The 22,429-nt window shown below is 62.1% G+C and carries 23 protein-coding genes; 13 read left to right on the forward strand and 10 right to left on the reverse strand.

Annotated elements, in window-relative coordinates:
• Window positions 1-18: 18 nt before the first annotated feature.
• From ACE3P2_RS17160 to ACE3P2_RS17175, 4 genes are all read right to left on the reverse strand, one after another.
• On the reverse strand, window positions 19-201 hold the full coding sequence (locus ACE3P2_RS17160; protein WP_374266696.1) for a hypothetical protein: 183 nt from the start codon (window positions 199-201) through the stop codon (window positions 19-21).
• A gap of 513 nt (window positions 202-714) precedes the next feature.
• Window positions 715-1,881, reverse strand: coding sequence for an IS91 family transposase (locus ACE3P2_RS17165; protein ID WP_374266698.1), 1,167 nt, complete (start codon window positions 1,879-1,881; stop codon window positions 715-717).
• A gap of 7 nt (window positions 1,882-1,888) precedes the next feature.
• On the reverse strand, window positions 1,889-2,764 hold the full coding sequence (locus ACE3P2_RS17170) for a tyrosine-type recombinase/integrase (RefSeq protein ID WP_374266700.1): 876 nt from the start codon (window positions 2,762-2,764) through the stop codon (window positions 1,889-1,891).
• A 208-nt stretch (window positions 2,765-2,972) separates the two neighbouring features.
• Window positions 2,973-3,263 carry a helix-turn-helix transcriptional regulator gene (locus ACE3P2_RS17175; protein ID WP_374266702.1) on the reverse strand — a complete coding sequence of 97 codons (291 nt, stop codon included), beginning with the start codon at window positions 3,261-3,263 and terminating at the stop codon, window positions 2,973-2,975.
• 118 nt (window positions 3,264-3,381) lie between these two features.
• Between ACE3P2_RS17175 and ACE3P2_RS17180 the strand changes: the two genes are divergently transcribed.
• From ACE3P2_RS17180 to ACE3P2_RS17210, 7 genes are all read left to right on the forward strand, one after another.
• Window positions 3,382-3,783: a hypothetical protein gene (locus tag ACE3P2_RS17180; RefSeq protein WP_374266704.1), complete on the forward strand. Its 402-nt coding sequence runs from the start codon at window positions 3,382-3,384 to the stop codon at window positions 3,781-3,783.
• 320 nt (window positions 3,784-4,103) lie between these two features.
• Window positions 4,104-4,667, forward strand: a complete 564-nt coding sequence (locus tag ACE3P2_RS17185) for a hypothetical protein (RefSeq protein WP_374266706.1) — start codon at window positions 4,104-4,106, stop codon at window positions 4,665-4,667.
• A complete protein-coding gene (locus ACE3P2_RS17190; protein WP_374266708.1) occupies window positions 4,651-5,052 on the forward strand; it encodes a hypothetical protein in 402 nt (133 codons plus the stop codon). The genes ACE3P2_RS17185 and ACE3P2_RS17190 overlap by 17 nt, the downstream gene beginning before the upstream one ends.
• A gap of 97 nt (window positions 5,053-5,149) precedes the next feature.
• Entirely contained in the window at window positions 5,150-5,476 is a 327-nt protein-coding gene (locus ACE3P2_RS17195) for a hypothetical protein (RefSeq protein ID WP_374266710.1), read from the forward strand.
• A gap of 3 nt (window positions 5,477-5,479) precedes the next feature.
• Window positions 5,480-5,689 carry a hypothetical protein gene (locus ACE3P2_RS17200; protein WP_374266712.1) on the forward strand — a complete coding sequence of 70 codons (210 nt, stop codon included), beginning with the start codon at window positions 5,480-5,482 and terminating at the stop codon, window positions 5,687-5,689.
• A gap of 176 nt (window positions 5,690-5,865) precedes the next feature.
• On the forward strand, window positions 5,866-6,471 hold the full coding sequence (gene radC / locus ACE3P2_RS17205) for a DNA repair protein RadC (protein WP_374266714.1): 606 nt from the start codon (window positions 5,866-5,868) through the stop codon (window positions 6,469-6,471).
• A 33-nt stretch (window positions 6,472-6,504) separates the two neighbouring features.
• A complete protein-coding gene (locus ACE3P2_RS17210; RefSeq protein WP_374266716.1) occupies window positions 6,505-7,686 on the forward strand; it encodes a tyrosine-type recombinase/integrase in 1,182 nt (393 codons plus the stop codon).
• 53 nt (window positions 7,687-7,739) lie between these two features.
• On the opposite strand, the gene ACE3P2_RS17215 is transcribed toward ACE3P2_RS17210, so the two are convergent.
• The 5 genes from ACE3P2_RS17215 to ACE3P2_RS17235 all read right to left on the reverse strand — a co-directional run bounded on the left by ACE3P2_RS17215 (window position 7,740) and on the right by ACE3P2_RS17235 (window position 12,356).
• Window positions 7,740-7,982 (reverse strand): helix-turn-helix transcriptional regulator, encoded by a 243-nt coding sequence (locus ACE3P2_RS17215; RefSeq protein ID WP_374266718.1) that lies wholly within the window; start codon window positions 7,980-7,982, stop codon window positions 7,740-7,742.
• A gap of 18 nt (window positions 7,983-8,000) precedes the next feature.
• Window positions 8,001-9,194, reverse strand: coding sequence for a tyrosine-type recombinase/integrase (locus ACE3P2_RS17220; RefSeq protein ID WP_374266720.1), 1,194 nt, complete (start codon window positions 9,192-9,194; stop codon window positions 8,001-8,003).
• A gap of 171 nt (window positions 9,195-9,365) precedes the next feature.
• Entirely contained in the window at window positions 9,366-10,190 is an 825-nt protein-coding gene (locus ACE3P2_RS17225; protein WP_374266722.1) for a hypothetical protein, read from the reverse strand.
• The gene (locus ACE3P2_RS17230) at window positions 10,187-12,046 is read right to left on the reverse strand and encodes a DNA polymerase (protein ID WP_374266724.1); all 1,860 of its coding nucleotides are present in this window, start codon (window positions 12,044-12,046) and stop codon (window positions 10,187-10,189) included. Before ACE3P2_RS17230 ends, ACE3P2_RS17225 begins: the two co-directional genes overlap by 4 nt.
• 64 nt (window positions 12,047-12,110) lie before the next feature.
• The gene (locus ACE3P2_RS17235; protein ID WP_374266726.1) at window positions 12,111-12,356 is read right to left on the reverse strand and encodes a hypothetical protein; all 246 of its coding nucleotides are present in this window, start codon (window positions 12,354-12,356) and stop codon (window positions 12,111-12,113) included.
• A 248-nt stretch (window positions 12,357-12,604) separates the two neighbouring features.
• Here ACE3P2_RS17235 and ACE3P2_RS17240 point away from each other — a divergent pair, with 248 nt between their 5' ends.
• A complete protein-coding gene (locus ACE3P2_RS17240; RefSeq protein ID WP_374266728.1) occupies window positions 12,605-13,522 on the forward strand; it encodes a hypothetical protein in 918 nt (305 codons plus the stop codon).
• Window positions 13,523-13,804: 282 nt separating this feature from the next.
• Window positions 13,805-14,029 carry a hypothetical protein gene (locus ACE3P2_RS17245; RefSeq protein ID WP_374266730.1) on the forward strand — a complete coding sequence of 75 codons (225 nt, stop codon included), beginning with the start codon at window positions 13,805-13,807 and terminating at the stop codon, window positions 14,027-14,029.
• Window positions 14,030-14,578: 549 nt separating this feature from the next.
• Here the strand turns inward: ACE3P2_RS17245 and ACE3P2_RS17250 are convergent.
• Window positions 14,579-15,553: an AraC family transcriptional regulator gene (locus ACE3P2_RS17250; protein ID WP_374266732.1), complete on the reverse strand. Its 975-nt coding sequence runs from the start codon at window positions 15,551-15,553 to the stop codon at window positions 14,579-14,581.
• 297 nt (window positions 15,554-15,850) lie between these two features.
• Between ACE3P2_RS17250 and ACE3P2_RS17255 the strand changes: the two genes are divergently transcribed.
• The 4 genes from ACE3P2_RS17255 to ACE3P2_RS17270 form a co-directional block, all read left to right on the forward strand.
• On the forward strand, window positions 15,851-17,494 hold the full coding sequence (locus ACE3P2_RS17255) for a fatty acid--CoA ligase (protein ID WP_374266734.1): 1,644 nt from the start codon (window positions 15,851-15,853) through the stop codon (window positions 17,492-17,494).
• Window positions 17,495-17,522: 28 nt separating this feature from the next.
• Window positions 17,523-19,919 (forward strand): 3-hydroxyacyl-CoA dehydrogenase/enoyl-CoA hydratase family protein, encoded by a 2,397-nt coding sequence (locus ACE3P2_RS17260; RefSeq protein WP_374266736.1) that lies wholly within the window; start codon window positions 17,523-17,525, stop codon window positions 19,917-19,919.
• Window positions 19,920-19,941: 22 nt separating this feature from the next.
• Window positions 19,942-21,138 carry an acetyl-CoA C-acyltransferase gene (locus tag ACE3P2_RS17265; RefSeq protein WP_374266738.1) on the forward strand — a complete coding sequence of 399 codons (1,197 nt, stop codon included), beginning with the start codon at window positions 19,942-19,944 and terminating at the stop codon, window positions 21,136-21,138.
• 26 nt (window positions 21,139-21,164) lie between these two features.
• Window positions 21,165-22,429, forward strand: a 1,265-nt coding sequence (locus ACE3P2_RS17270) for an acyl-CoA dehydrogenase family protein (RefSeq protein WP_374266740.1), incomplete at its 3' end; no start/stop codon positions are given.

Genomic DNA, 22,429 nt, shown 5'->3' on the forward strand with positions numbered 1-22,429 from the left:
ATGCAACTGCGCAGGGCCCTAGAGAATGTCGCGCAGCCCTTCTCGAACCCTCACTGAGCCGAGCGCCTGCGAGCTCATCGTCTGGTGAGCTTCAAAGGCATCCATGATGGCATGATGAATGCGTATGCCGAAGATGCAGTGGACTATACACGCGCCAAGTTTGGCATTGCGCTCGATTACACCAACGAAAGCGTCGAGCATGTTGTCCGCTCACATAGGGGCCGAGGACCGCATTGGGTCGATAGCACGCGTTCATCCGGGGTAAACCGGTCGCTGGCTGACGCTTTGCGTTGTTGGTCCAGTGTGCGCCCTCAAGCTGACCCTCCTAACAGAACCCGCCAATGGCCGCTTCGGTTTAGGTTTGTTTGACGTCTGCCCTCCACGTGACGAAGCGTGGATGAGGCAAGAGCGCCTGCGGGCAGACGTTGAATAAACCTCCAGGGACGAAACCGCGGAACGCCGCTGCGCGGTTTGGGTGGGATGAGGCCTATGGTGATTTGACGCCAGCCGCTCTTCCCGAGAGGATCGATGATTGACGCATCGAACCATCGGCAACGTACAGATCGACACTGACCGCGGTCATTGGCGCCACGGTCACACGTGCCAGAGGCGGGGAATTCTGGCGATACGGCATCGAGCAACAGCTGGTCGCTCTCGGCGCCGGGAACGCGAGTGCCGATGCGGTCGTGTAACGAGAGCGTTGCAGGCGATGCTTCATGGCGGCGCGCGAATCGGCAGTCGACGCATCATGATCTCGACGACCTGCATGGTGCCGCCGCAGCAACGACAGACGAAGGTCGGCGATGGCGTGACGGCGCTGGCGTTGCCGGCCGGTTCGGGTCGAGGCACATCGAGCAAGGCACGCGCCGTGGCCAGATTCTGCTGTCGCCCGGCATTGGCCAGCAGGCCGTAGTGACGGATGCGGTGGAAACCCGTTGGCAACACATGCAGCAGAAAGCGCCGCATGAACTCGTCAGCGGCGATCGTCATCGTCTTGTGGCGGGTAGGTCCCTTGGCCCGGTAGTCCTTCCAGCGGAAGGACACGCCATGCTCATCCATCGCCACCAATCGCCGGTTTGAGATGGCCACCCGGTGGGTGTAGCGGGAAAGGTAGGCCAATACGGCCTCGGGACCGGCGAACGGACGCTTGGCATACACCACCCACTCGCACCCGCGCAGCGGCACCAACCACCTGCGGAACGCGCCGGCATCGACCAGGGGCGCGTACTCGCCGAAGAATTGCAGCTGGCCGGTGCGATAGCGCTTCTCGAGTTCCTCGATAAAGCGCCGACGGAACAGGCGCGACAGCACGCGCACCGGCAGGAAGAACCCGCGCCGGCAAGCGACCCAGCGTTGCCTATCTGGAGAAACGCCACCGCCGGGGACGATGCCATGCACGTGGGGATGATGCGTCAATGCCGAACCCCAGGTGTGCAGGACCAAGGTGGCGCTGATCTGGGCGCCGAGATGTTTCGGATCGGCGGCGAGGGTCGTCAGCGTTTCCGCTGCGACGTCGAACAACAGCCGGTAGATCACGGCCTTGTTGGTGTAGGCGATGGCACTGATGGGTTCGGGCAGCGTGAAGACGACGTGGTAATACTCGACGGGCAGCAGATCGGCGTGTTGGGCCTCGAGCCAGCGCTGGGCGGCACGCGCCTGGCACTTCGGGCAATGTCGATTGCGGCAGGAGTTGTAGCTGATCTCCTCATGCCCGCAGGCATGGCAACGCAATGCGTGTCCGCCCAGCGCCGCGGTACGGCACTGTTCGATGGCCGACATGACCTTGAGCTGGCCGAGGCTCAGGTGGCCTGACTGCTTTGCTCGCCACGCGGGGCCATGGGTGCGGAAGATGTCGGCGACCTCCAGGGCAGGCCGCTCCATGGCGGCGCTACGGGGCGTTCAGCCTCTCCAACGGACTGACGACCTCGCGCAGGATGTCGGTGGCGACCTGGGCATACAGGGCGGTGGTTTCCAGCTTCTTGTGCCCGAGCAGGACCTGGATCAGGCGGATGTCGACCTTCTGCTCCAGCAGGTGGGTGGCAAAGGCATGGCGCAGCGAGTGCATCGAGACCCGCTTCCCGATACCGGCTTCGTCGGCGGCAGCGTGGATGGCACGGTCGAGTTGCCGGGCGCTGAGATGCCGGACCGGATCCTGGCCAGGGAACAGCCAGCCGCCATCGAGCATCCTGCCCTGCGCGCGGGCCACCCGCCACCAGACGCGCAGCCGTTCCAGCAGCAACGGCGAAAGCATCGCATAACGATCCTTCTGGCCCTTGCCTTGTTCAACCCGCAGCGTCATGCGCTGGCTGTCGATGTCGGTGACCTTCAGGGACACGACTTCGCTGATCCGCAGGCCCGTCGCATAGGCCAGTGCCAGGGCGGTTTGGTGCTTCAGATTGCCGGCCGCTGCGATCAGGCGCTTCACCTCGTCCGGGCTCAGGATCACGGGTAACTTGCGCGGCAGATGCACCGGCTGCATCTTGGCCATCAGTTCGGGACGGTCGAGTGTGACGGAGAAGAAGAACTTCAAGCCGCAAATTGCTGCGTTGAGCGACGTGGGGGACGCCCCGTGATCAACGAGGTACAGCTGGTAGTTCCGCAGATCCTCGACGGTCGCGGTATCGGGGGAGTGCCCAAGATACTTCGCGAAGTAGCGCACGGCGCGCACGTACCCGTCCTGGGTTCTGTCGCCCAGCTTACGCATCCGCATGTCCTCGATCATGCGCTGGCGCAATGGGCTGATGGTGTGTGGGGAGGCGGTCATGGCTGCGGCTCCTTGAGAACGAGGCGGAGTGCCTCAGTTCTCAAGGTAGGAAACCGCGCGCTTCTGTCAGCAACCACTGCGCAGAATCGGAGGGCTACCGCGAGAGCGGTTTAGTCCAAGGCCGATGAACAGCCGATCCAATCCAACGTCCATAAGAATCTCGCCTTCCCCCAAAGGGGGAAAGCGAGATTCTGGAGCAGTAGCCTAATCAATCCTTGGCGGTGGCCGGCGTGCTGCTCAAGCGCTTCCGAAAAAGCGATTTCCCAGCCGTGGGCGCCGCACTTGGCAAAGGGCTAGCCGGTTTGGATGCTTGGCCATGCTGGCGCACCGCCAGCCATTCCTCAACGACAGCGACGTCATAGCGGATCGTGTGTCGGCCAATCACCAGATGCGGCGGCAGCTGGCCCTCACCCCGGGCACGTAGCCTTTCGATAGTGGACGTCGATAAACCCAGCCGCTTGGCGAGCCAGGACGTGGATTGCAGGGTGTTGGTGGTCATGGGGTCCTCCGGGGTCACAAAGTTGGTATCTACCGATTTGTTTCGGCAAAGGCCCGCCAAAAACATCAACTGCCGCAAACAGTGTGTTGATACCCACCCGCTCACCGAGGATTTAAAGATGATTGATACCAAAGCAGTACCTACCCCCGACCAAGGCCTTTCCGACGAGGCCATCGACACGTGCAGGGACTCGCTAGGCTGGTCTGTTTGGGCCTTGGGTCTGGCAACGGACATGACCGCCATACCGATGGACGACCTCGCCACCGAAATCACCCTGGATCCCGATTACGCCGGGCAGGTGGTCGAGGTGTACAAGATGATGGCGATCGAACGTGCCATCGCATCAAGTCGGGAACGGATCGCCGACGAGATACTCGATCGCCTCCGCCAGGCGTTGACCCAGGCCAAACAGTTGCCGGCCGGCGATCCGCTCTCGCTGGCCATCGACTACAACAAAGTCGGCCCGTGCTTCGGCATCCACCCAGACGACGTTCATTTCCTGCGGCCGGATCGACGCTAACTTCAAGACAACAGGAACCCCGTCAGGCGTGAGGCCTGACGGGGCGTCATGGCTCGCGATGTCATATCCATATCATCTCCTTAGGAGCATCCCTCCATCGCAGGCTCCAGGCCGGCGACACCCATCTCTTCCTAATGAGGTCCGAAATGTTTAATAACCCGCTTCCCGTCGTCGTCGACGCTCTCTGGCCCGACCATATTGAAATCGAATTGCGCATCGAGATCGATCGCTAATCAGCCTACCCCCAGCCCATCCAGAAGCCCGTGATCCTCCGCGATCACGGGCTTTTCTGTTTCTGGGCCACCGAAAGGATGCAAACCATGAGCAACGCACCCATTTATCTTCATCTCGCCACGCTGACCGCGCCCAAGACCAGCCTGAACGCGCAGGGCGAAATCGTTTACGCCATCCTCAAGGACGAGGCCTCCACCGAAGTCTTCTTCACCCTCCTGGAAAACCAGGGAGGCAGCGGTTACTTCGGCCGAGAGATCATCCCATTCGCCAATATCGAGGCTTGCCTGAACGGCGTCGACCTCAAGCAAACCATCCCGGCCAAGCGCTTCCTCAAGGCCTTTACGGCATCGCGCTCCGTCAATAACGGCGGCTTCCTCTGCGCCTGCCTTCGTCATCAAGGTCTGCTCAAGCCAGCGCCGGAATCACCTCAGCAGCATGTCATCGGCGACGACTGGGCCGCCTGGAAGGCCAAGATGCTGGAAACCCAATCCGACAAGGTGTACATCACCCCGGATGCGGAAAAACCGGCAAAGGCTGAGCCGGCCAGCAGTAAGGCCAGCGACAAGAAGGAGAAGAAGCAGGCCAAGGCCAAGAAGGAGGTTGCAATCCCGGTCGGCACTGAGGGCGACGGCAATGTTGATCCTGCGTGACCCTTCCCAACTCGACCAGGTTGAGGATGCATATATCCGGGGCCTCATCGCGCAGCGCTTTCAGGAAATCACCATCGAAGGCTATAGCTACGACGATCTGGGCATGTTCGTGCTGGCTCAGCCCGGCGACAGCATCGCCGACCTTGAGAAGGCTGGCGGGGTGTGGATCACTACGGGAATCTTCTCTGACGCGAAGTTCGGCGATCCAGATTTCGCGCCGTGCTTCGAGGTCCTGGAGGAACACACCAGCCACTGCTTTGAAATGGTCCACATTCTTGCCGGCGACTACGGCGTGTGCACCGTTATCCCTGATCAACAGGGCATCGATCCCGAACTGCTGCGCTTTTGCCGGGAGTATGCCGAACCGGTGCCGGTCATCGGCTGATTCCTATGCTCCGGGTACCTGACCTCGGATTGCCCACCACAAAACCTTAAGGCCAACTGCCCAGCGGCGGTTGGCCTTTCTATTTGGAGATATACGCATGTACCAAATCCAGACCACCACGGCCGACAGCGACATCGCCAAGGTGTTGGCCAGCCCGAAGTTCAGCCCCGGCCAGATCGTGGCGACACCCGGCGCACTGGCCGCCATGGAGGAACACCAGTGCTCACCCCTTACGCTTTTGGCACGTCACCTTTCAGCAGATTGGGGAGTACTGCCCAACGAAGACGCCCAATTGAACGATGAGGCCCTGAAATCAGACGGGCGCTTGCTATCGAGCTACCCGCTGGGTGGCGATACGCGAATCTGGGTCATTACCGAGTGGGATCGGTCGGTGACGACCTTCCTCAAGCCCGACGAGTATTGAGCCATGAATGCGCCGAAATACTCGCCGCCCCTCGACCCCAACCTCGCCATAAAGGTAGATGCCCTCGATGACGCAGCTCAAGAGTTTTATCAGGAACGGGCCGGCATTCGGCATTATGACGGAGGCATGTCGCGAACTGAAGCCGAGGCAGCCGCCTGGGAAGACACGCTGCGTTATCTGGAACAGCGCGATGCCGGCGGCAATAGGCCCTAACCACCGCCAGTAAAACCGGACATGGACCAGAGGTCGGTAGCGGCCAACGCTAGTCGTTACGTGCCGTTGCCGATCTCCAAGCCTATCTAGAAACCCTGACACGCCGCGTGGCATGCCAATGCCCCGGGCAAGGGATTTGTACATCTCAGCCCCAACTTCTACAGGAGAAATTTTCGATGACCTTCGTGTCCGCCATTCAACAACTCCCCGATGCTGAGTTACTGCGCATCATCCTTGGCGAAGAGTCCGCCGCGCGTATTGCCAACCGGCCGCTGATGGAGGTCTTCCGCCTGCTTCAGGCGCATTTCCCGCTGGAAGATGCGGAAACCTGCGTTTCTCTCCGCCCGCTGACGGCAGCGCGTGAGCTATTGGCGCGAATGCTCAACGGCACCTTGAGTACGCGGGATTGCATGACCGACCCCAAAGCCGTCCGCGAGCTATTACGGATGCGTCTTGCCGACCTCCAGCATGAGGTCTTCGTCGTGATGCTGCTCGATGCCCAGAACCAGCTGATCGAGTGTGTCGAGCTGTTTCGCGGGACGCTGACCGAGACGGCAGTCTATCCCCGGGAGGTGGTCAAGCTGGCCCTATCCTGGAACGCCGCCGCCGTCATCTTCGCCCATAACCACCCCTCTGGTGTCGCCGAGCCCAGCCAAGCCGATGAAGGTCTGACCAAGGCCCTGAAGCAGGCCTTGGCCTTGGTCGACGTCCGCGTGCTCGACCACTTCATCGTGGCCGGCGGCGCATCGCCCCTGTCCTTCACCGAGCGAGGTTTGCTCTGACCGAATGAAACCCACCTCAAGGAATTTACGACCATGAAACGGCAATTCCGCTTCAACAAACGCGGCATCGACGCCTTGCCGCCATGCCCGGCCGATGCGCGCAGCAAGGAGATAGAGCATGGAGACACCGATGTCGGCGGATTGCGGCTTCAGGTGAACCGGATTGGCCGCAAGTCCTTCCTTTTCCGATACCAGATCAACGGCCGCAAGCGGGCCATGAAAATCGGTGGCTATCCGGAAACGACCATCGAGGAAGCCCGCAACAAGGCAATCGAATGGAAAGCGATGATTGCCAAGGGGCAAGACCCGCAGGAGGCCAGGGACGAGGCGAGGGTGACGGGTATGACCTACCAGACCTTCTACGACGACTATCTATGGCCCCACATCCTGAGCACGAAACGTAGCCACCGCTCGGACGCCAGCCGTTACCGGGGACACATCCTTCCGGTGCTGGCTGATAAGGAGCTAAGCAAGATCACAACTCTCGAATTGCAGCGCTTTCATAACGAGAGCAAGAGCAAGGTTGCCGTTGCCACCAGCAACCGTATCTTCGAGTTGGTTCGGCATAGCTTCACCCTGGCCGAGCAGTGGGCCTTAATCCCACCGGGCAGCAATCCCGCCCGTGGCATCAAGCTTTGGAAAGAAAACAACAAGCGCGAGCGCTACCTGACCCAGGAAGAGTTGGTGCGGTTTATGAAAGCGCTGGAAGAGGAACGTTCGCTGACGGCGGCCGATTATTTCCGGTTTCTGCTGGCCACAGGATGTAGAGCGGCCGAGGCGGCAAAATTGCAGTGGTCCCACATCAGCATGGAGCGCCAGCAATGGCACCTGCCGATCGGCAAGTCCGGCAAGGGCCGGATGATTATCTTGAACGAGGTGGCGATGGAGATATTGCAGCGCCGGCCGCGTATCGAGGGAAATCCTTACGTCTTTGCCGGAAAGAAAGCCGGTCAGTCCATCGGCAACACGACGCGGGCCTGGCGCAGGGTGCTGAAACGGGCGGGTATCGACTGGCAGAATTTACGACGACATGATCTCCGGCACACGCATGCCTCGTATCTGGTGGAAGTGGCGAGTCTGCATGAAATCGCCGGCATCCTTGGCCACGCGAATACGTCCACAACGCAGCGCTACGCCCATTTGAATGACCAGCGGCTTCGGAAATGCAGTTCGCATGTATCCTCATTGATGCGCGCAGCGGCGAACGGCAGATAAGCAAAAGCCCGGTTTTCGCCGGGCTTCTGCTTTTTTTATTTTGATCAGGCCAGTTACGCCTGGCTACCGTCAGTGTTGAAAGTGCGCTGACGCAGCCACACTTCAATATCAGAGCGACGATAACGGATCGCGTGTCCAATGCGCAGGAAGGGTGGAAAGTCACCCAAGCGGGTGGAACGCGCCTTTTCCAGCGTGCAGCGCCGGATACCCAGCCAGGTCGCGAGCTCGTCGGTCGTGAGGAGCTTTTCCGGGACGTCGGCGGTAGTGCCAGCCGGCAGTTGTTGAGCGGATTTCAAGGGTGTCTCCTTGGGCGATCAGGCCGCTTTCGGCGGCATGAAGAGGGTGGAAATAAGCTCATTGGCTGCGACCAAATTCTCAGGCAGCGCATGGCTGTATATGCGTGTGACATTCACGCTAGAGTGCCGCGCACCCTGACTCATGATTTCGATGGGAATGCCGGCATTGACACCAGCGGATATCCATCCGTGGCGAAGATCGTGCGGGCGAAAGCCATCGGAAATACCTGCCTGCTTGCACAGGCGGCGGAAGACCCGGATGGCGCGGCCGGAACGTTCATTGCCGCGCTGGCCGGGGAAGACGAAATCGTTGCAACGGAACGCTTCCATGCGACGAATTACGTCTTTGGCGGGGGACGAGAGGTAGATCTTGCCCGGTCGATTCGATTTTTGGTCGGTCAGGTACCAGATACCGGCCTCCAGATCGATCTGATCCCATCGGCATTGATGGGTCAGTTCTCCCTGGCGAGCACCGGTCAGCGCCGACAGCATCAGCTTGTGACTGCCGATGACGTTCGGGTCGCGCTGGGCTGCCTCGAAAAATGCCCTGACCTGATCGGCCGTCAGGCATTGTTCGCGACGGTTATTGACCCTTGGCGTGCGCACGCCCTTGGTCGGATTACGGTCGATGATCTCGAGATCGACGGCCAATTCGAGGACCGTGCGGATCTGGCCGACGATGGTACGGATCGTGGCCGGGGCCAGGCCGGCATCGATCATTTTGACGACCAGTTGGTGGATATGCGACTTATTGATCTCGGTCACCGCGAGATGATCGAGCGCCTCGCCAATCCAGTTGTGGTGTCGGGAGATGTCAGTTTTGATCGTCTTCTTGCGCCGGCTCTGGCACTGGACGATGTAATGCTCCCAGAATAGCTCCCGGTAGAGCATTGGGGCGGTTTTGGGCTGGCGGGGGTTTTGCCCTTGCGCGGCCAATACGCGATTGGCGCGGTGCTGCTGCTTGGCTTGATCGATGGAGATCAGGCCGAATTCGCCCAACTTAATGCGGTATGGGCGGCGGAGGTACGAGTACCTCGAATAGAAGACGATCCGCCCGCTGGCGCCATAAATCAGCGCGAGCAGACCCGGATCGGTTTCGCACGTAAATTGGACTTGCACGAGTCCGAGGGCGCGAACCCGGGCTGCTTCCTCGCGCAACCGGGTCACCGTAAATGAGATACGAGTTGGGAATGAATATTTACGGGGCTTCATGATGCCGACCGTTTGATACTCCGAAGGGTTGGAATACGGACTTACGCAGATGCGTAAGCCCTACCAGGGCCAAGCGATCGTTGCTCTGCGAGCACCGCCCGCTTGGCAAAAGCGGTGCTCGATGGGTTTTCATCAACCCGAGGTGCGCTGCGCGCACCTCGGACTGCGTCCTTACCCATCGAAAAAGAAGTCCTTGACCGAAATTCCGGGAAAGCGCCGGGTGAGCTTCTTCCACATGGCCTCGGTTTGTGACGTGCGGGGAACGACACCCTGTACGAGGGCGCCTTTACTCGCGTTTTTCACATCGAATTCGCTGGTGTCACAACCACAGGCGGTGACCTGCTTGGCGAGATCGGCATTCATCAGGTCGCGCTGCAGCCCCCATTTCCCCCGGACATACGCCCGCAAGAAAACCCGCTGCAAAATCCCCGGGCTACCTTCCTTGGTAACCTGCAGCCCGTGGGCCTTGCCGGCCCGTCGGGTCAAGGTCAAGGTGCGGTGCGACAGATAGAAGTCGTGCCAGTCGGCCCAATCACCGAGGGTCTTCAAGCAGCGCTTTTCACGCCACTTATCAAAGAGGTCACGGGCAAGTTCCGCTTCCATCAGGTTCGGCCACGGCTCCGTGTCAAAAGCCAGATGCTCACCACCAGAAAATGCCACCATCCGGGGATTGACCGGGCGACGCTTGAAATCGAATTCGAGATTCATCGTCGTTAGCCTTTCCAGGCGGACGACGTCCCGGCCATGAACCATCTGATCCCGGATCGAGACGAAGGGCATGGTCATTGTTTTCTGGTCAGCTTCGCGGTTGGTATAGAGCTCCACCATGTACCGGTTGCGGTCCTTGACCGATTCCGGCGGCGAGATCGAACCCTTGGCCAGTAGCGGTCCGTATTCCATGAGCGCGTTGTAGTCGATGGCGAGGGTGGCAACCGCACGGGTGCGCATGGGCAAGACCTGAAGGGCCGTATGCTTGACCTTGAGCATTTGGGTCATGCTTCCACCCTCCGGCAGAGGTCGAGATAGCGCTGGCAGAGCGGTCCCGAGAGTTCGATTTCGTCCTCGCGGGCATTCGTCAGAAAGCCGTCGGTTGTTACCGAGGCCACTTGGCGATGCGCGGGAATGCCATGCAACATTTCACCAATGACAGCGCGGACGAAACCGGTGACGTGGGCGGCGATGGCGGCGTTGGTGATGGCAGACGGCCCGATCTTGCGGCTATCCAAGGTGGCGAGCTCGAATGCATTTCGGTCGCGCAGGCTTTGCGCTGTCTTGCCATAAACCGAATTGCCCAGCAGCTTGGCGTATTCGTCGAAGACGGGGTCATGCGCATAGGCTTTGCGCAGCGCCCGAATCTTGCGCACAAAGGCCTCGAAAATGCGGATGTCGTTGGGATCGTCCGACCAGGGCCAGATGACCCCACGGATAATCCTGATTTTGCAGCCCTGACGGATGGCCAGCGCGATTTCCGGAGCTGTGGCGTAGGTTCGGCCGGCCTGGGGGTAGATCAGGCCGCGCTCATCAGAGTGCACGGCCAGCCCTGGAAAGCGGACCGGTTTCGTGTAACGAAAGTCGATCCAGGCCACGCCAAGGACGTCACCGAGGAAATCCTTGAGGTGACGGGTCTCGTATGACTTGCTGAATGCAATTCGGCGGACCGAAACCATGCCGGTGGTGTAAGCGCCGACCAGATCGACATCAATCCACTGGTCGAGGTCGCTCGGTCCGCACTGGAAGCATTCATTTCGACCACCATGAAAACCTTCAATGGCGAATGGCTCGTGAAACGCACGATCGCCACCGACGACCATCTGCTTACGCGTACGGCGTCGGCCGGTAGACACATCCCACTCGATGACTTCCTTCTGGTGGACGTCGAAGGTCGCACCATAGTCGAGGCCAGCCTCGTCCATGGTTTTTCGGCAGAGCTGAACGGCGAGCGCCCCGGCAGATACCGGCGCATCATCGACACCGACGACTTCCTGGGCGAACGCGAGCACGCGCAGCCAGTACAGCAAGGTGATCTCTGCGTCCCGGATGCCGTAGCGCCGGAAATAGTCGAAGTGGTCTCGCTTGACGAGGTCCATGCGCGATTTCTTGTAGCCGGGCAGATCATTTTCGAGTTCAAGTTTCTTGATACCCAGGGACTCCCCAAGCTTGGCCAGTGACGTTCGCGGAGGTGCATGCAAGCTGATGTCGACAAAGCGGGTCGAGATGATGAAGGACGCCTCGCCTAGCTGCACGCTGATCGCGGGCGGCGTCATCAGCCGCTTTACATCCTTGAGCTTGTGCACAATCTCGAAGTCGATGCCAGCCGCTGCTGTCGCGACCTTGCCTCCGACGTTGGTCAGGCGGCGTTTGTAGACAGGCAGGTCAGCCGTGACCGCCAGATCGCTGCGCAGGCTAAAGCCACTGACCTCCTGTTCCACCGGGGTCGCGACAATACAGCCGGTTTCGCGAGCCAGGCGCATTACTTCGCCGAGCATTTCGGCGAGACTCAAGCGGTCTTCGATGGCGGGTGAATTCGGGTAGCAGATGACAGCCAGGTCACCACCGATGCCGCTGGCGTAAAACTGGTACGACTCCACACCGAGTACACTGTCAGTGATGGCAGTCCATTCGGCGTCATAGCCGACGTAGAAGGGATCGCCCGTGCCGAGAAGCGGATGACTTGGATCGGTGCGACCAATCCGGGCCATAGCTTCCGCAATGTGATTCTTGGCCAAAACGTCGAGCGCGTCTTCATCGCTGAGACGATCAAGCGCTTTGGGGTGGCTGCCTTCGCCGACGATCAGGCAATAGTCGATCGCGAAAGGCTTGTCGGTTTGGGATTCGGTGCGAATGAATTCCAAGATGATCTCCGGGAGGTTGAAGACCCCCGATGCCCTGCCGAGCATCGGAGGCGAGTGTCGTTGCTTACGCGGTGACACCCCGGATCAGCTTTTCGAAATCCGGCTGCTTGAAGCCCTTTCCGGCGTCCAAGCAATCCATGATCGCGTCGGCAACACGTTGCTGAGCAAGCGGGTCGGTGGTATCCACTCGGCCCAGCAGGTTTCCGTTGCTGTCGTAACAACCCACCCCGTTGTCATCGGGGGTGACGTTTGCGATAACCCATGTGCGGCAGCCGCTGCCGTTCGGGAATCGGAGGATGCAAATTGCCATTGGCAATCTCCTGTAGAGGCGGAAATTGGCTCCGCTAAACCATCGGACAACACTGCGTTGTCCGACGGCCTCAACTCTAATGACGCAAACACCATCGAAAAATCGGCAAGTACGTCACGACGCCCATACGAAATCGACCAAAAAGCTTATTTTTTGGGAGGTAAATTGGCTTTCTTGATGAGTTCCCCAGGCCACTCCCGCGAAATGCTTAGTCTTCTAGCTTTCCTTGGCGCTACCATTCGAGAGTTATGCCAGCTCCCAAAAAAGACCAATCTCTCAAGGATCAAACCCGCCGCCGACGGGAGGTGCGTCAATACCGAAAGGCATGCCGGGCGGCGCTGGGGCCCTTGGGCACAAGGGCCTTTCGAGAGTTTCTGAACTTACACGACCGGCTCCCGATCGAGACAACCGCATGTTGGGCGGAAGCGCTGGCTTGGGTCTTTGGAACGAAAGGCACGGCGCTGCCAGGAAAAAAGCCGGAAAAACTGAGTCGTCTGGATCTCAAGGCCTATCGAGGGCAGTTCGGCGGTTGGAGCCAGGCGCTACTCCGTAGACGTCTTGATCTGACAAAGACCATGGGCCTGTCTTTTACAGTCCGCATCCTCGAAGTCGTGGGCGATTCACCCAAACCCTGGCGCGGCCGGCTTTTTATCCTCTATGAACGGCAGCACGGGGTCGTTTTCCATTACCTGAAGACGATTAGCAAGCCCGATCGCCAAGACGGAGCGCTGATCTGGGAAGTGCTCAACCAAGCGGTTCACCAACTAGGGAATTGCCGGTGGCGGTATTTCGATACAGCTCAGGAAAGCCCTATCCGGCCATCCGTCGCATTTCCAGTCCGGGACAACGGGAAATTCGTTCATCCGCTTTTGTATGAGGCTGTGACCATGCTGCACGATCAAAACGGCGATTCGCTTTCATGGCAAGTGACAACATTCCGAGGTCTCAGGTCTACGCCACTCAAGCTCGGGGCAAAGTCATTTTTCGACTTCCATTGGGAACTCCGCTGGCGATCACGCAGGGTTTCGGCGGCGCTCAGAGCCTTGAGGCCACGTCGCCATCCAGCGATAGGCGGGAAAAAAATTGAGCTAGGAGTTCCCGCTCGTCCCGCTTGGCTTCTCCTGTTTCCGGACGAGTACCCCTACGATTTCCAGCGCTATTCCTAGCTAGAACGTCGATTGGGACCTGGATGAGCGGGAGTAACTTTTCTGTTCTACCCCCATAGCAAGCGTTACCCCTCTGCCGCTGTTGCGTGGATTGATGGTATTCGGCTTGCGGCGTATTCTTGGCGTAACGTCTGGGCTACGTCGGTTCGCCGGCGTTGATTGTGGCAAGGTGAGTCATGGCCGGTGAGGGCAATTCCGCTCTTATCGGTATGAAGTAGGGATGGATACCCTGGACGCTTCCAGTCCGCTCTTCATTTCACTACTTTTGAAATGGAGATCACCATGATGTCGAATCAGCAAGAACGTGCAGTTAAGGCCCTGGAACAACGCGCGCGTCGCAAGGCAAAGAGCGTTGGGCTCGCAGCGATCAAGGCTCGCAAAGGCGTCGGTTCAGTCGACAACCTCGGCGGGTTCAGGATCATCGATGCAATTCTGGGCACCATTGAAGCAGGAGAGCGGTTCGAATTGACCGCGGAAGAGGTGATTGCCTACTGCTCAGCTGAGTAAAGCGTCAAGCTAGAGAACCTGGGGGAGCGATCCCCCGGTTCTTTTCCAACGCAATTTAGATGCACCTCAGGCAACTGTCGGCCACGACCCGCCGTTCAGCTCGCAGGCAGAACGGCCGTTCGGGTGGCCGCTCTGCCCAGAAACCGGCCATCCGATCGACGCGATCAACTCAGAATCCACGCACGGAAGCACTTGGGTGAACCGTAGTCAAATCAGTAAGGGTGGCGGCATCGAGTTCAGACCGCGCGCGGCCCGGGCAGTGCGCTCGGCGTCGGCGGGCCTCAAGGGTCGATGGCGGCAAACAGGATCGAGTCATGCAGGTCCGAACGGTTCTCCTTCACGCACAGCACGTAATGCGCGCCGCGCTCACGGGTCGTGCGCGCAATCACAATTGAGTGCAATGACCCTCTCCCGATCCGCGCCAAAGCACCCGCAACGCTTCCATCGGCGCCGTGCCCAGCGGGTGCTGCGGGCGAACGATGGCGTGCTCTAACGCGACCGGCCACCTGCAAGGCATGGATCGGCCCCTTGGTGACCTGCTGGCGAACCTCACTTGGGGCGATAGGCGCCCGGTGTGCTGCCGGTCCATTTCCGGAACGCGCGATGAAAGGCGTTGGGGTCCTCGAAGCCGATCTCCTGGCCAATGACGGCGATCGGGGTATTGGTTTTCGTCAGCAGTTGAATCGTCGCGTCCCGGCGGAGTTCATCCTTGATCGCCTGGAAGGTGGTGCCTTCCGCAGCCAGCCGGCGGGTCAGCGTGCGCACGGACAGGTGCAGCGCGCTCGCGGTCTGCCCGGCGGTGGTCGGGAGGCTGAGGCGCGGACGCAAATGCTCGCGGACCTTATGCCTGGTCGGGTGCTGCTCGAAGGCGACGAACAGCCAGTCGCCGGGGGCTCGGGCGAGGAAACGGGCGAGCGAGCGCCGATCCTGGCGGATCGGCGTCGCCAACTGGGCGGCCTCGAAGTAGAGCGCTGAAACCGCTTGCTCGAAAAACACCGGGCCGGGATAGAGAAAACCGTATTCCGACGCGTGGCTCGGGCGCTGATAACTGCAATCGACGCGCGCCAGAGTCATGCGGTGCCCGGTGAGCCAGGAGGCCACACCGTGGATCAGCTTGAGCAAGATCTCCTGTCCGAAGGTATTCGCCGCGGCCCGCGCCATCTGCGGAATCAGGGCCATCCGGATGAGGTTGCCCTCGCGGGAGAGTTCGATGCGGAAGTCTTCCAGGAGCAGGTGAAAGAAGCGGCTGAGTCGGAACAGGGCAGTCTGCAGAGTCGCCGAGTCCAACAGACTGAGGCAGAGAAACTTCAACGAGCCCGAGCGCACGGGCCGCGAAAACATCCCCGGCAGTTCGTCATCCAGTTGGCGCGCCAGTTGCCGGTAGAGCGTGGCGAACTGTTCGGTGGTCACCCTGGCCGTTTCCGCACCCAGGAGTACCTGAGCGATACCCGCCCGCGCCAGCGCTTCCGCCTGCCCCGCCGGATCGAGCAGCGTGCCGCCCAACAGATTCAGCACGAAGGACATCGGGACCGTGCCTGCAGCGATTTCGGTCGGGGCCATGGTGCTGCGCTTTGCATCGAAAGAATGGCTGATTATGCAAGTGTTTCGGCGCAAATGGTAGTCGGCATCGGGAGAGATCGTTCTTAGAATCGCGTCTGAAATCCATGTCTTATATGGATTTTATTGCCAGATCGCCTGGCCGCACCTGCAGTCTTCTGCCTATGCGGGAAGCCGGGTTCAGGCGCAAAGCGCATGGCGGCTGGTGTTTGATGGCCCAAGCCGGCGCGCAAGAAAAGAGAAAATTCTCAGGAGACCTCGCTCGTGCCCACCGAACCCATCCACGCCGCAACTTCGGCCTACGCCTACCCACTGCTGATCAAGCAACTCCTGCATACACCGTTGGCGACCGCCGCCGATCAGGAGATCGTCTACCGCGACAGCCACCGCCAGACCTACCGCGACCTGGCCGTCCGGATCCGCCGCCTGGCCAATACGCTGCAGGCCGCCGGGATCGGCCCCGGCGATACCGTCGCGGTGATGGACTGGGATAGCCACCGCTATCTGGAATGCTTCTTCGCCGTGCCGATGATGGGCGCGGTGCTGCAGACGGTGAATGTCCGCCTGTCGCCCGAACAGATCCTGTACACGCTGAATCACGCCGGTGCCGACATCGTGCTGGTCAATGCCGATTTCATCCCGGTGCTGGCGGGCATCAAGGGACAGCTGGAGACGGTGAAGCGGTTCGTGCTGATCTCCGATACCGGCAACGACATGGCCATGTGGGGGATTCCCTTTGTCGGCGAGTACGAGACCTTGCTGGCGAAGGCGTCGAGCGAGTACGACTTCCCCGACTTCGACGAGAACACGCGGGCGACGACCTTCTACACGACCGGTACGACCGGGCTGCCGAAGGGCGTCTATTTCAGCCACCGCCAACTGGTGCTGCACACGCTGGCGGTCGCCACCCATCTGGGTACCGCAGAGGACCACGGCCGCCTGCACCGCGGCGACGTGTACATGCCGATCACCCCGATGTTCCACGTCCACGCGTGGGGCGTGCCCTACATCGCGACGCTGCTCGGCCTCAAGCAGGTCTATCCCGGCCGCTATGCGCCCGAGACCCTGGCCCGCTACATCCAGGACGAGAAGGTCACCTTCTCGCACTGCGTGCCGACCATCCTGCAGATGCTGCTGACCAACGCCGAGGCGAAGGCGGTCGATCTCAAGGGCTGGAAGGTCATCATCGGCGGTTCGGCGCTGCCCAAAGGGCTCGCCGCCGCGGCGCTGGAGCGCGGTATCGACGTCTTCGCCGGTTACGGCATGTCGGAAACCTGCCCGATCCTGACCATCGCCCGAGTGCCCGGCGACCTCCCGGCCGAGGATCTGGACGGCCAGGCCGACCAGCGCATCCGCACCGGCTATCCGGTGCCGCTGGTCGATCTCCACACCGTCGACGGCGACCTCCTCGACGCCCCCCGTGACGGCAAGAGCACCGGCGAGATCGTCGTCCGCGCGCCGTGGCTGACCATGGGCTACCTGCACAACCCGTCCGCATCGGACGAGCTGTGGGCCGGCGGCTACCTCCATACCGGCGACATCGGGACCATCGACCCGGCCGGCTGCCTGCAGGTGACCGACCGTCTGAAGGACGTGATCAAGACCGGCGGCGAGTGGGTGTCCTCGCTCGAGCTCGAAAACATCATCTCCCAGCACCCGGCGGTCAGCGAGGTCGCGGTCATCGGGGTGAAGGACGACAAGTGGGGCGAGCGTCCGCTGGCGACGGTCGTCCTCAAGCCGGGGCAGACGGCCACGGCCGACGAGATCAAGGCCACCGTCGCGAAATCGGCCGAGGCGGGCCACATCTCGCGCTACGCGGTGCCCGACGAGATCCGATTCGTCGAGGAGCTGGCGCGCACCAGCGTCGGCAAGATCAACAAGAAAGCCATTCGCGAACATCTGGCCTGACGGCCATCGCAAACCAGGAGTCAATCGCGTGAACAGACTGCATATCAAGAAAGCCGCCGTACTCGGCGCCGGGGTCATGGGTGCGCAGATCGCGGCGCATCTCGCCAATGCCGGCGTGCCGGTCGTCCTCTTCGACCTGCCCGCGAAGGAAGGCGACAAGAACGGCATCGTCAGGAAGGCCATCGACGGGCTGAAGAAGCTCGAACCGGCGCCGCTGGCGAACAAGGCGGCGCTGAAGCTGATCTCGGCCGCCAACTACGATGAGCATCTGGCCGAGTTGGCCGGCTGCGAGCTGATCATCGAGGCGATCGCCGAGCGCATGGACTGGAAGAACGACCTGTACGGCAAGATCGTGCCGCACATTTCGGCCAATGCCATCATCGCCTCCAACACCTCCGGACTGTCGATCGACGCGCTGTCGCAGGCGCTGCCGGCCGATGTTCGTCCGCGCTTCTGCGGCATCCACTTCTTCAACCCGCCGCGCTACATGCGCCTGGTCGAGATCATCGCCACCCGCACGACCGATGCGGGCACGCTCGATGCGCTCGAGACCTGGCTGACCTCGCGCCTCGGCAAGGGTGTGATCCGCGCCCTCGACACGCCCAACTTCGTCGCCAACCGTATCGGCGTGCTCTCGATCCTGGCGGTGATGCATCACACCCAGCGCTTCGAGCTTGGTTTCGATGTGGTCGACGCCCTGACCGGGCCGAAGATCGGCCGCCCGAAGAGCGCCACCTACCGCACCGCGGACGTCGTCGGCCTGGATACGCTGGCCCACGTCGTGCGCAACATGCACGGCACGCTGCCCGACGATCCATGGCATGGCCACTTCAATGTGCCGGCCTGGCTGGAACAGCTTATCGCGCAGGGGGCTCTGGGTCAGAAGACCAAGGGCGGCATCTACCGCAAGGTCGGCAAGGAAGTCCACGTGCTGGACCTTGGCCTGCAGGATTTCCGCCCCTCGAGCGGCGAACTCAGCGCCGAGGTGGCGGGCATCCTCAAGGACAGGAACCCGGCCAGCCGCTTCGCCGCACTGCGTGCCTCGAAGGACCCGCAGGCGAAGTTCCTGTGGGCGATCTTCCGCGACGTTTTCCACTATGCCGCCGTGCAGCTCGAATCCATCGCCGACAATGCCCGCGATCTGGATCTCGCGATGCGCTGGGGTTTTGGTTGGACGCAGGGGCCGTTCGAGATCTGGCAATCCGCCGGCTGGGCGGACATCGCCCGGGCGATCGCCGCCGACATCGCCGCCGGCGAGACGATGAGCGATACGCCGCTGCCCGCCTGGGTGCTGGAAGATCGTGAGGGTGTGCACACGCCGCAGGGCTCGTGGTCGCCGCGCCGTAAGGCCTATGTGCCGCGTTCCGCGCTGCCGGTGTACCAGCGCCAGCTCTTCCAGGAAGCCGTCCTCGGCGACGGTTCGTTGGCGCCCGAGCAGTCCGGCGAGACCCTGTTCGAGAACGACGGTGTCCGTCTGTGGCGTTTGCCGGCGGTCGACGCCGGCATCGGCATCCTCTCCTTCAAGTCCAAGATGCACGCCATCGGCAGCGAAGTGGTCGATGGGGTGGTGGCAGCGGTGCGCCAGGCCGAGCAGAGCCTGTCCGGCCTGGTCATCTGGCACCAGCCGCCGTTCGCCGTCGGCGCCAACCTGGCCCAGGTGGCCGAGGGGTGCGCGGCCGGCGATTTTGCGCAGCTCGACCGCTATGTCGCCGCCTTCCAGCAGGCCGGTCAGGCGCTGAAGTATGCGGCGGTGCCGGTGGTGGCGGCGGTGCAGGGCATGGCGCTGGGCGGCGGCTGCGAGTTCGCCATGCAGGCAACGCGCCGCGTGGTGGCGCTGGAGAGCTACATGGGCCTGGTCGAAGCGGGCGTCGGCCTGATCCCGGCCGGCGGCGGCTGCAAGGAGTTCGCGCTGCAGGCGGCGGAATGGGCGGGGCGGACCGCGACCCCGGCCGAGCTGATGGCCTTCCTGCAACCGGTGTTCATGAACATCGCCACGGCCAAGGTCTCGAAGAGCGCCGCGGAGGCGGTGGGCTACGGCTTCGCCCGCGCGACCGATACCGTGCTGTTCCATCCCGACGAGCTGCTCTACGTGGCGATCCGCGAAGCCCGTGCGCTGGCCGAATCCGGCTATGCGCCCCCCGCCACGGCGCGTGCCGTGCCGGTGGCCGGGCGCGGCGGCATCGCGACCCTGGAGATGACGCTGGTCAACATGCGTGACGGCGGCATGATCTCCGCGTACGACTACCAGGTCGCCCGTGCCGCGGCGGTTGCGCTGTGCGGTGGTGAAGTCGATAGCGGCAGTCTGGTCGATGAGGCCTGGCTGCTCACGGTCGAGCGCCGCCTGTTCGTCGAGCTGCTGAAGAACCCCCAAACCCAGGCCCGGATCCAGCACATGCTCGAGACCGGCAAGCCGCTCCGCAACTGATCCGGCCCAGGAGAACACCATAATGAGCAAACAGATTCAGGAAGCCTACATCGTCGCCGCAACCCGCCTGCCGGTGGGCAAGCGCAACGGCATGTTCAGGAATGCGCGGCCGGACGACATGCTGGCCCACGCCATCCGCGCCGTGGTCGCGCAGGCGCCCGGCGTCGACCCGACCCGCATCGGCGACGTCATCGTCGGCTGCGCCATCCCCGAAGCCGAGCAGGGCATGAACGTGGCCCGCATCGGTGCGCTGCTCGCCGGTCTGCCGAATACCGTCCCGGGCATCACCATCAACCGCTTCTGCTCCTCCGGACTGCAGGCCGTCGCCGACGCCGCCAATCAGATCCGTCTCGGCCTGGCCGACGTGATGATCGCCGCCGGTACGGAGTCGATGACCGCGATGTCCAACATCATGGGCAACAAGGTGGCGGCCAACCCCGCCTGGTTCTCCGATGAAAACATCGGCATTGCCTACGGCATGGGCCTGACCGCCGAGAAGGTGGCGCAGCAGTGGGGCATCGGCCGCGAGGCGCAGGATGCCTTTGCCGAGGCGTCCCACCGCAAGGCCTGCGCCGCGATCGCTGCCGGGCATTTCAAGGCCGAGACCTCGCCCTTCACCGTGCGTGACTACAAGCCCGATCTGGCCAGCGGCGAAATCCGCCAGCGCGACCGCACGCCGACCGACGACGAGGGCGCACGCCCGGACATCTCCGTCGAGAAGCTCGCCAGGCTGCGCCCGGTCTTCCACGCCAGGGGCTCGGTCACCGCGGGCAACGCCTCGCAGATGTCCGATGGCGCCGGCGCCGTGATGCTGGTCTCGGAGAAGGTCCTGAAGGAACACAACCTGACCCCGCTCGCCCGCTTTGCCGGCTTTGCCGTCGGCGGGGTGGCGCCGGAGATTATGGGCGTCGGTCCGATCGTCGCGATCCCCAAGGTGCTGCAGCAAGCCGGCATCCGCAAGGAAGACCTGGACTGGATCGAGCTGAACGAAGCCTTTGCAGCGCAGGCGCTCGCCGTAGTCAAGGAGCTCGACCTCGACCCGTCGAAGATCAACCCGCTGGGCGGCGCGATCGCGCTCGGCCACCCGCTCGGTGCCACCGGCGCCATCCGCACGGCGACGCTGCTGCACGGCATGCGCCGTACCGGCGGCAAGTACGGGATGGTCAGCATGTGCATCGGCACGGGCATGGGTGCCGCCGGCATCTTCGAAAGCATCTGAACGAACAGATCGAAAGAGAGAACACCATGAGTGATTACATCGCCCCCGTGAAGGACATGCGCTTCGTGATGGACGAGATCGTCGGTCTCGACGCCATCGCCGCGCTTCCCGGCTACGAAGAAGCCACGCCCGACATGGCGGACGCCATCCTCGAGGAGGCGGCCAAGTTCGCCAGCGGCGTGCTGGCCCCGCTCAACTGGATCGGCGACACGCAGGGCTGCAAGCTCGGGCCTGACGGCGTCGTCACCGCCGACGGATGGAAGGAAGCCTACAAGGCCTTCTGCGACGCCGGCTGGAACGGCCTGGCCTCGCCGACGGCGTACGGCGGGCAGGGCCTGCCGGAAACCATCGGCATCGCGGTCAAGGAGATGGCCTCGTCCGCCAACCTGTCCTTCTCGCTCGGCCCGCTGCTGACCAGCGGCGCCGCGGCCGCGCTGCTGACCTGCGCCAGCGACGAACTGAAGGCCATCTACCTGGAGAAGATGATCTCCGGCGAATGGACCGGCACGATGAACCTGACGGAGCCGAATGCGGGCTCCGATCTGGCCCTGATCCGCAGCCGCGCCGAGCCACAGGCCGACGGCAGCTACCGCGTCTTCGGCCAGAAGATCTTCATCACCTATGGCGACCACGACATGACGGACAACATCGTTCATCTCGTCCTCGCCCGCCTGCCGGACGCCCCGGCCGGCGTGAAGGGCATCTCGCTCTTCCTGGTGCCGAAGTTCCTGGTCAATGCCGACGGTTCGCTCGGCGAGCGCAACGACGCCTACTGCGTGTCGATCGAGCACAAGCTCGGCATCCACGCCAGCCCGACCTGCGTCATGGCCTTCGGTGATGGTGAAAAATTCGGCGGCGGCGCCGTCGGCTATCTGCTGGGCGAGGCGAACCGCGGCCTCGAGTACATGTTCATCATGATGAACGAAGCCCGCATGGGCGTCGGCCTGCAGGGGGTCGCCCTCGGCGAGCGCGCCTACCAGCAGGCGCTCGGCTACGCCCGTGAACGCAAGCAGGGGCGGGACGCCGTGACCGGCGAAGCGCTGGTCACGATCGACAAGCATCCGGACGTGCGCCGCATGCTGATGCTGATGAAGTCGCGCGTCGAAGCCTGCCGCGCCGTCACCTACTTCACCGCCGGGCTGCTCGACCGTGCGCACGCCGGCACCGACCCGGAGCAGAAGAAGCGCGACCTGTTCCTGGCCGAACTGCTGATTCCCGTGGTCAAGGGCGGTGGCACGGAGATGGCGGTCGAGGTCACTTCGCTCGGCATCCAGGTGCACGGCGGCATGGG

The sequence above is a fragment of the Zoogloea sp. genome, from assembly GCF_041911615.1.
Classification (GTDB): Bacteria; Pseudomonadota; Gammaproteobacteria; order Burkholderiales; family Rhodocyclaceae; genus Zoogloea.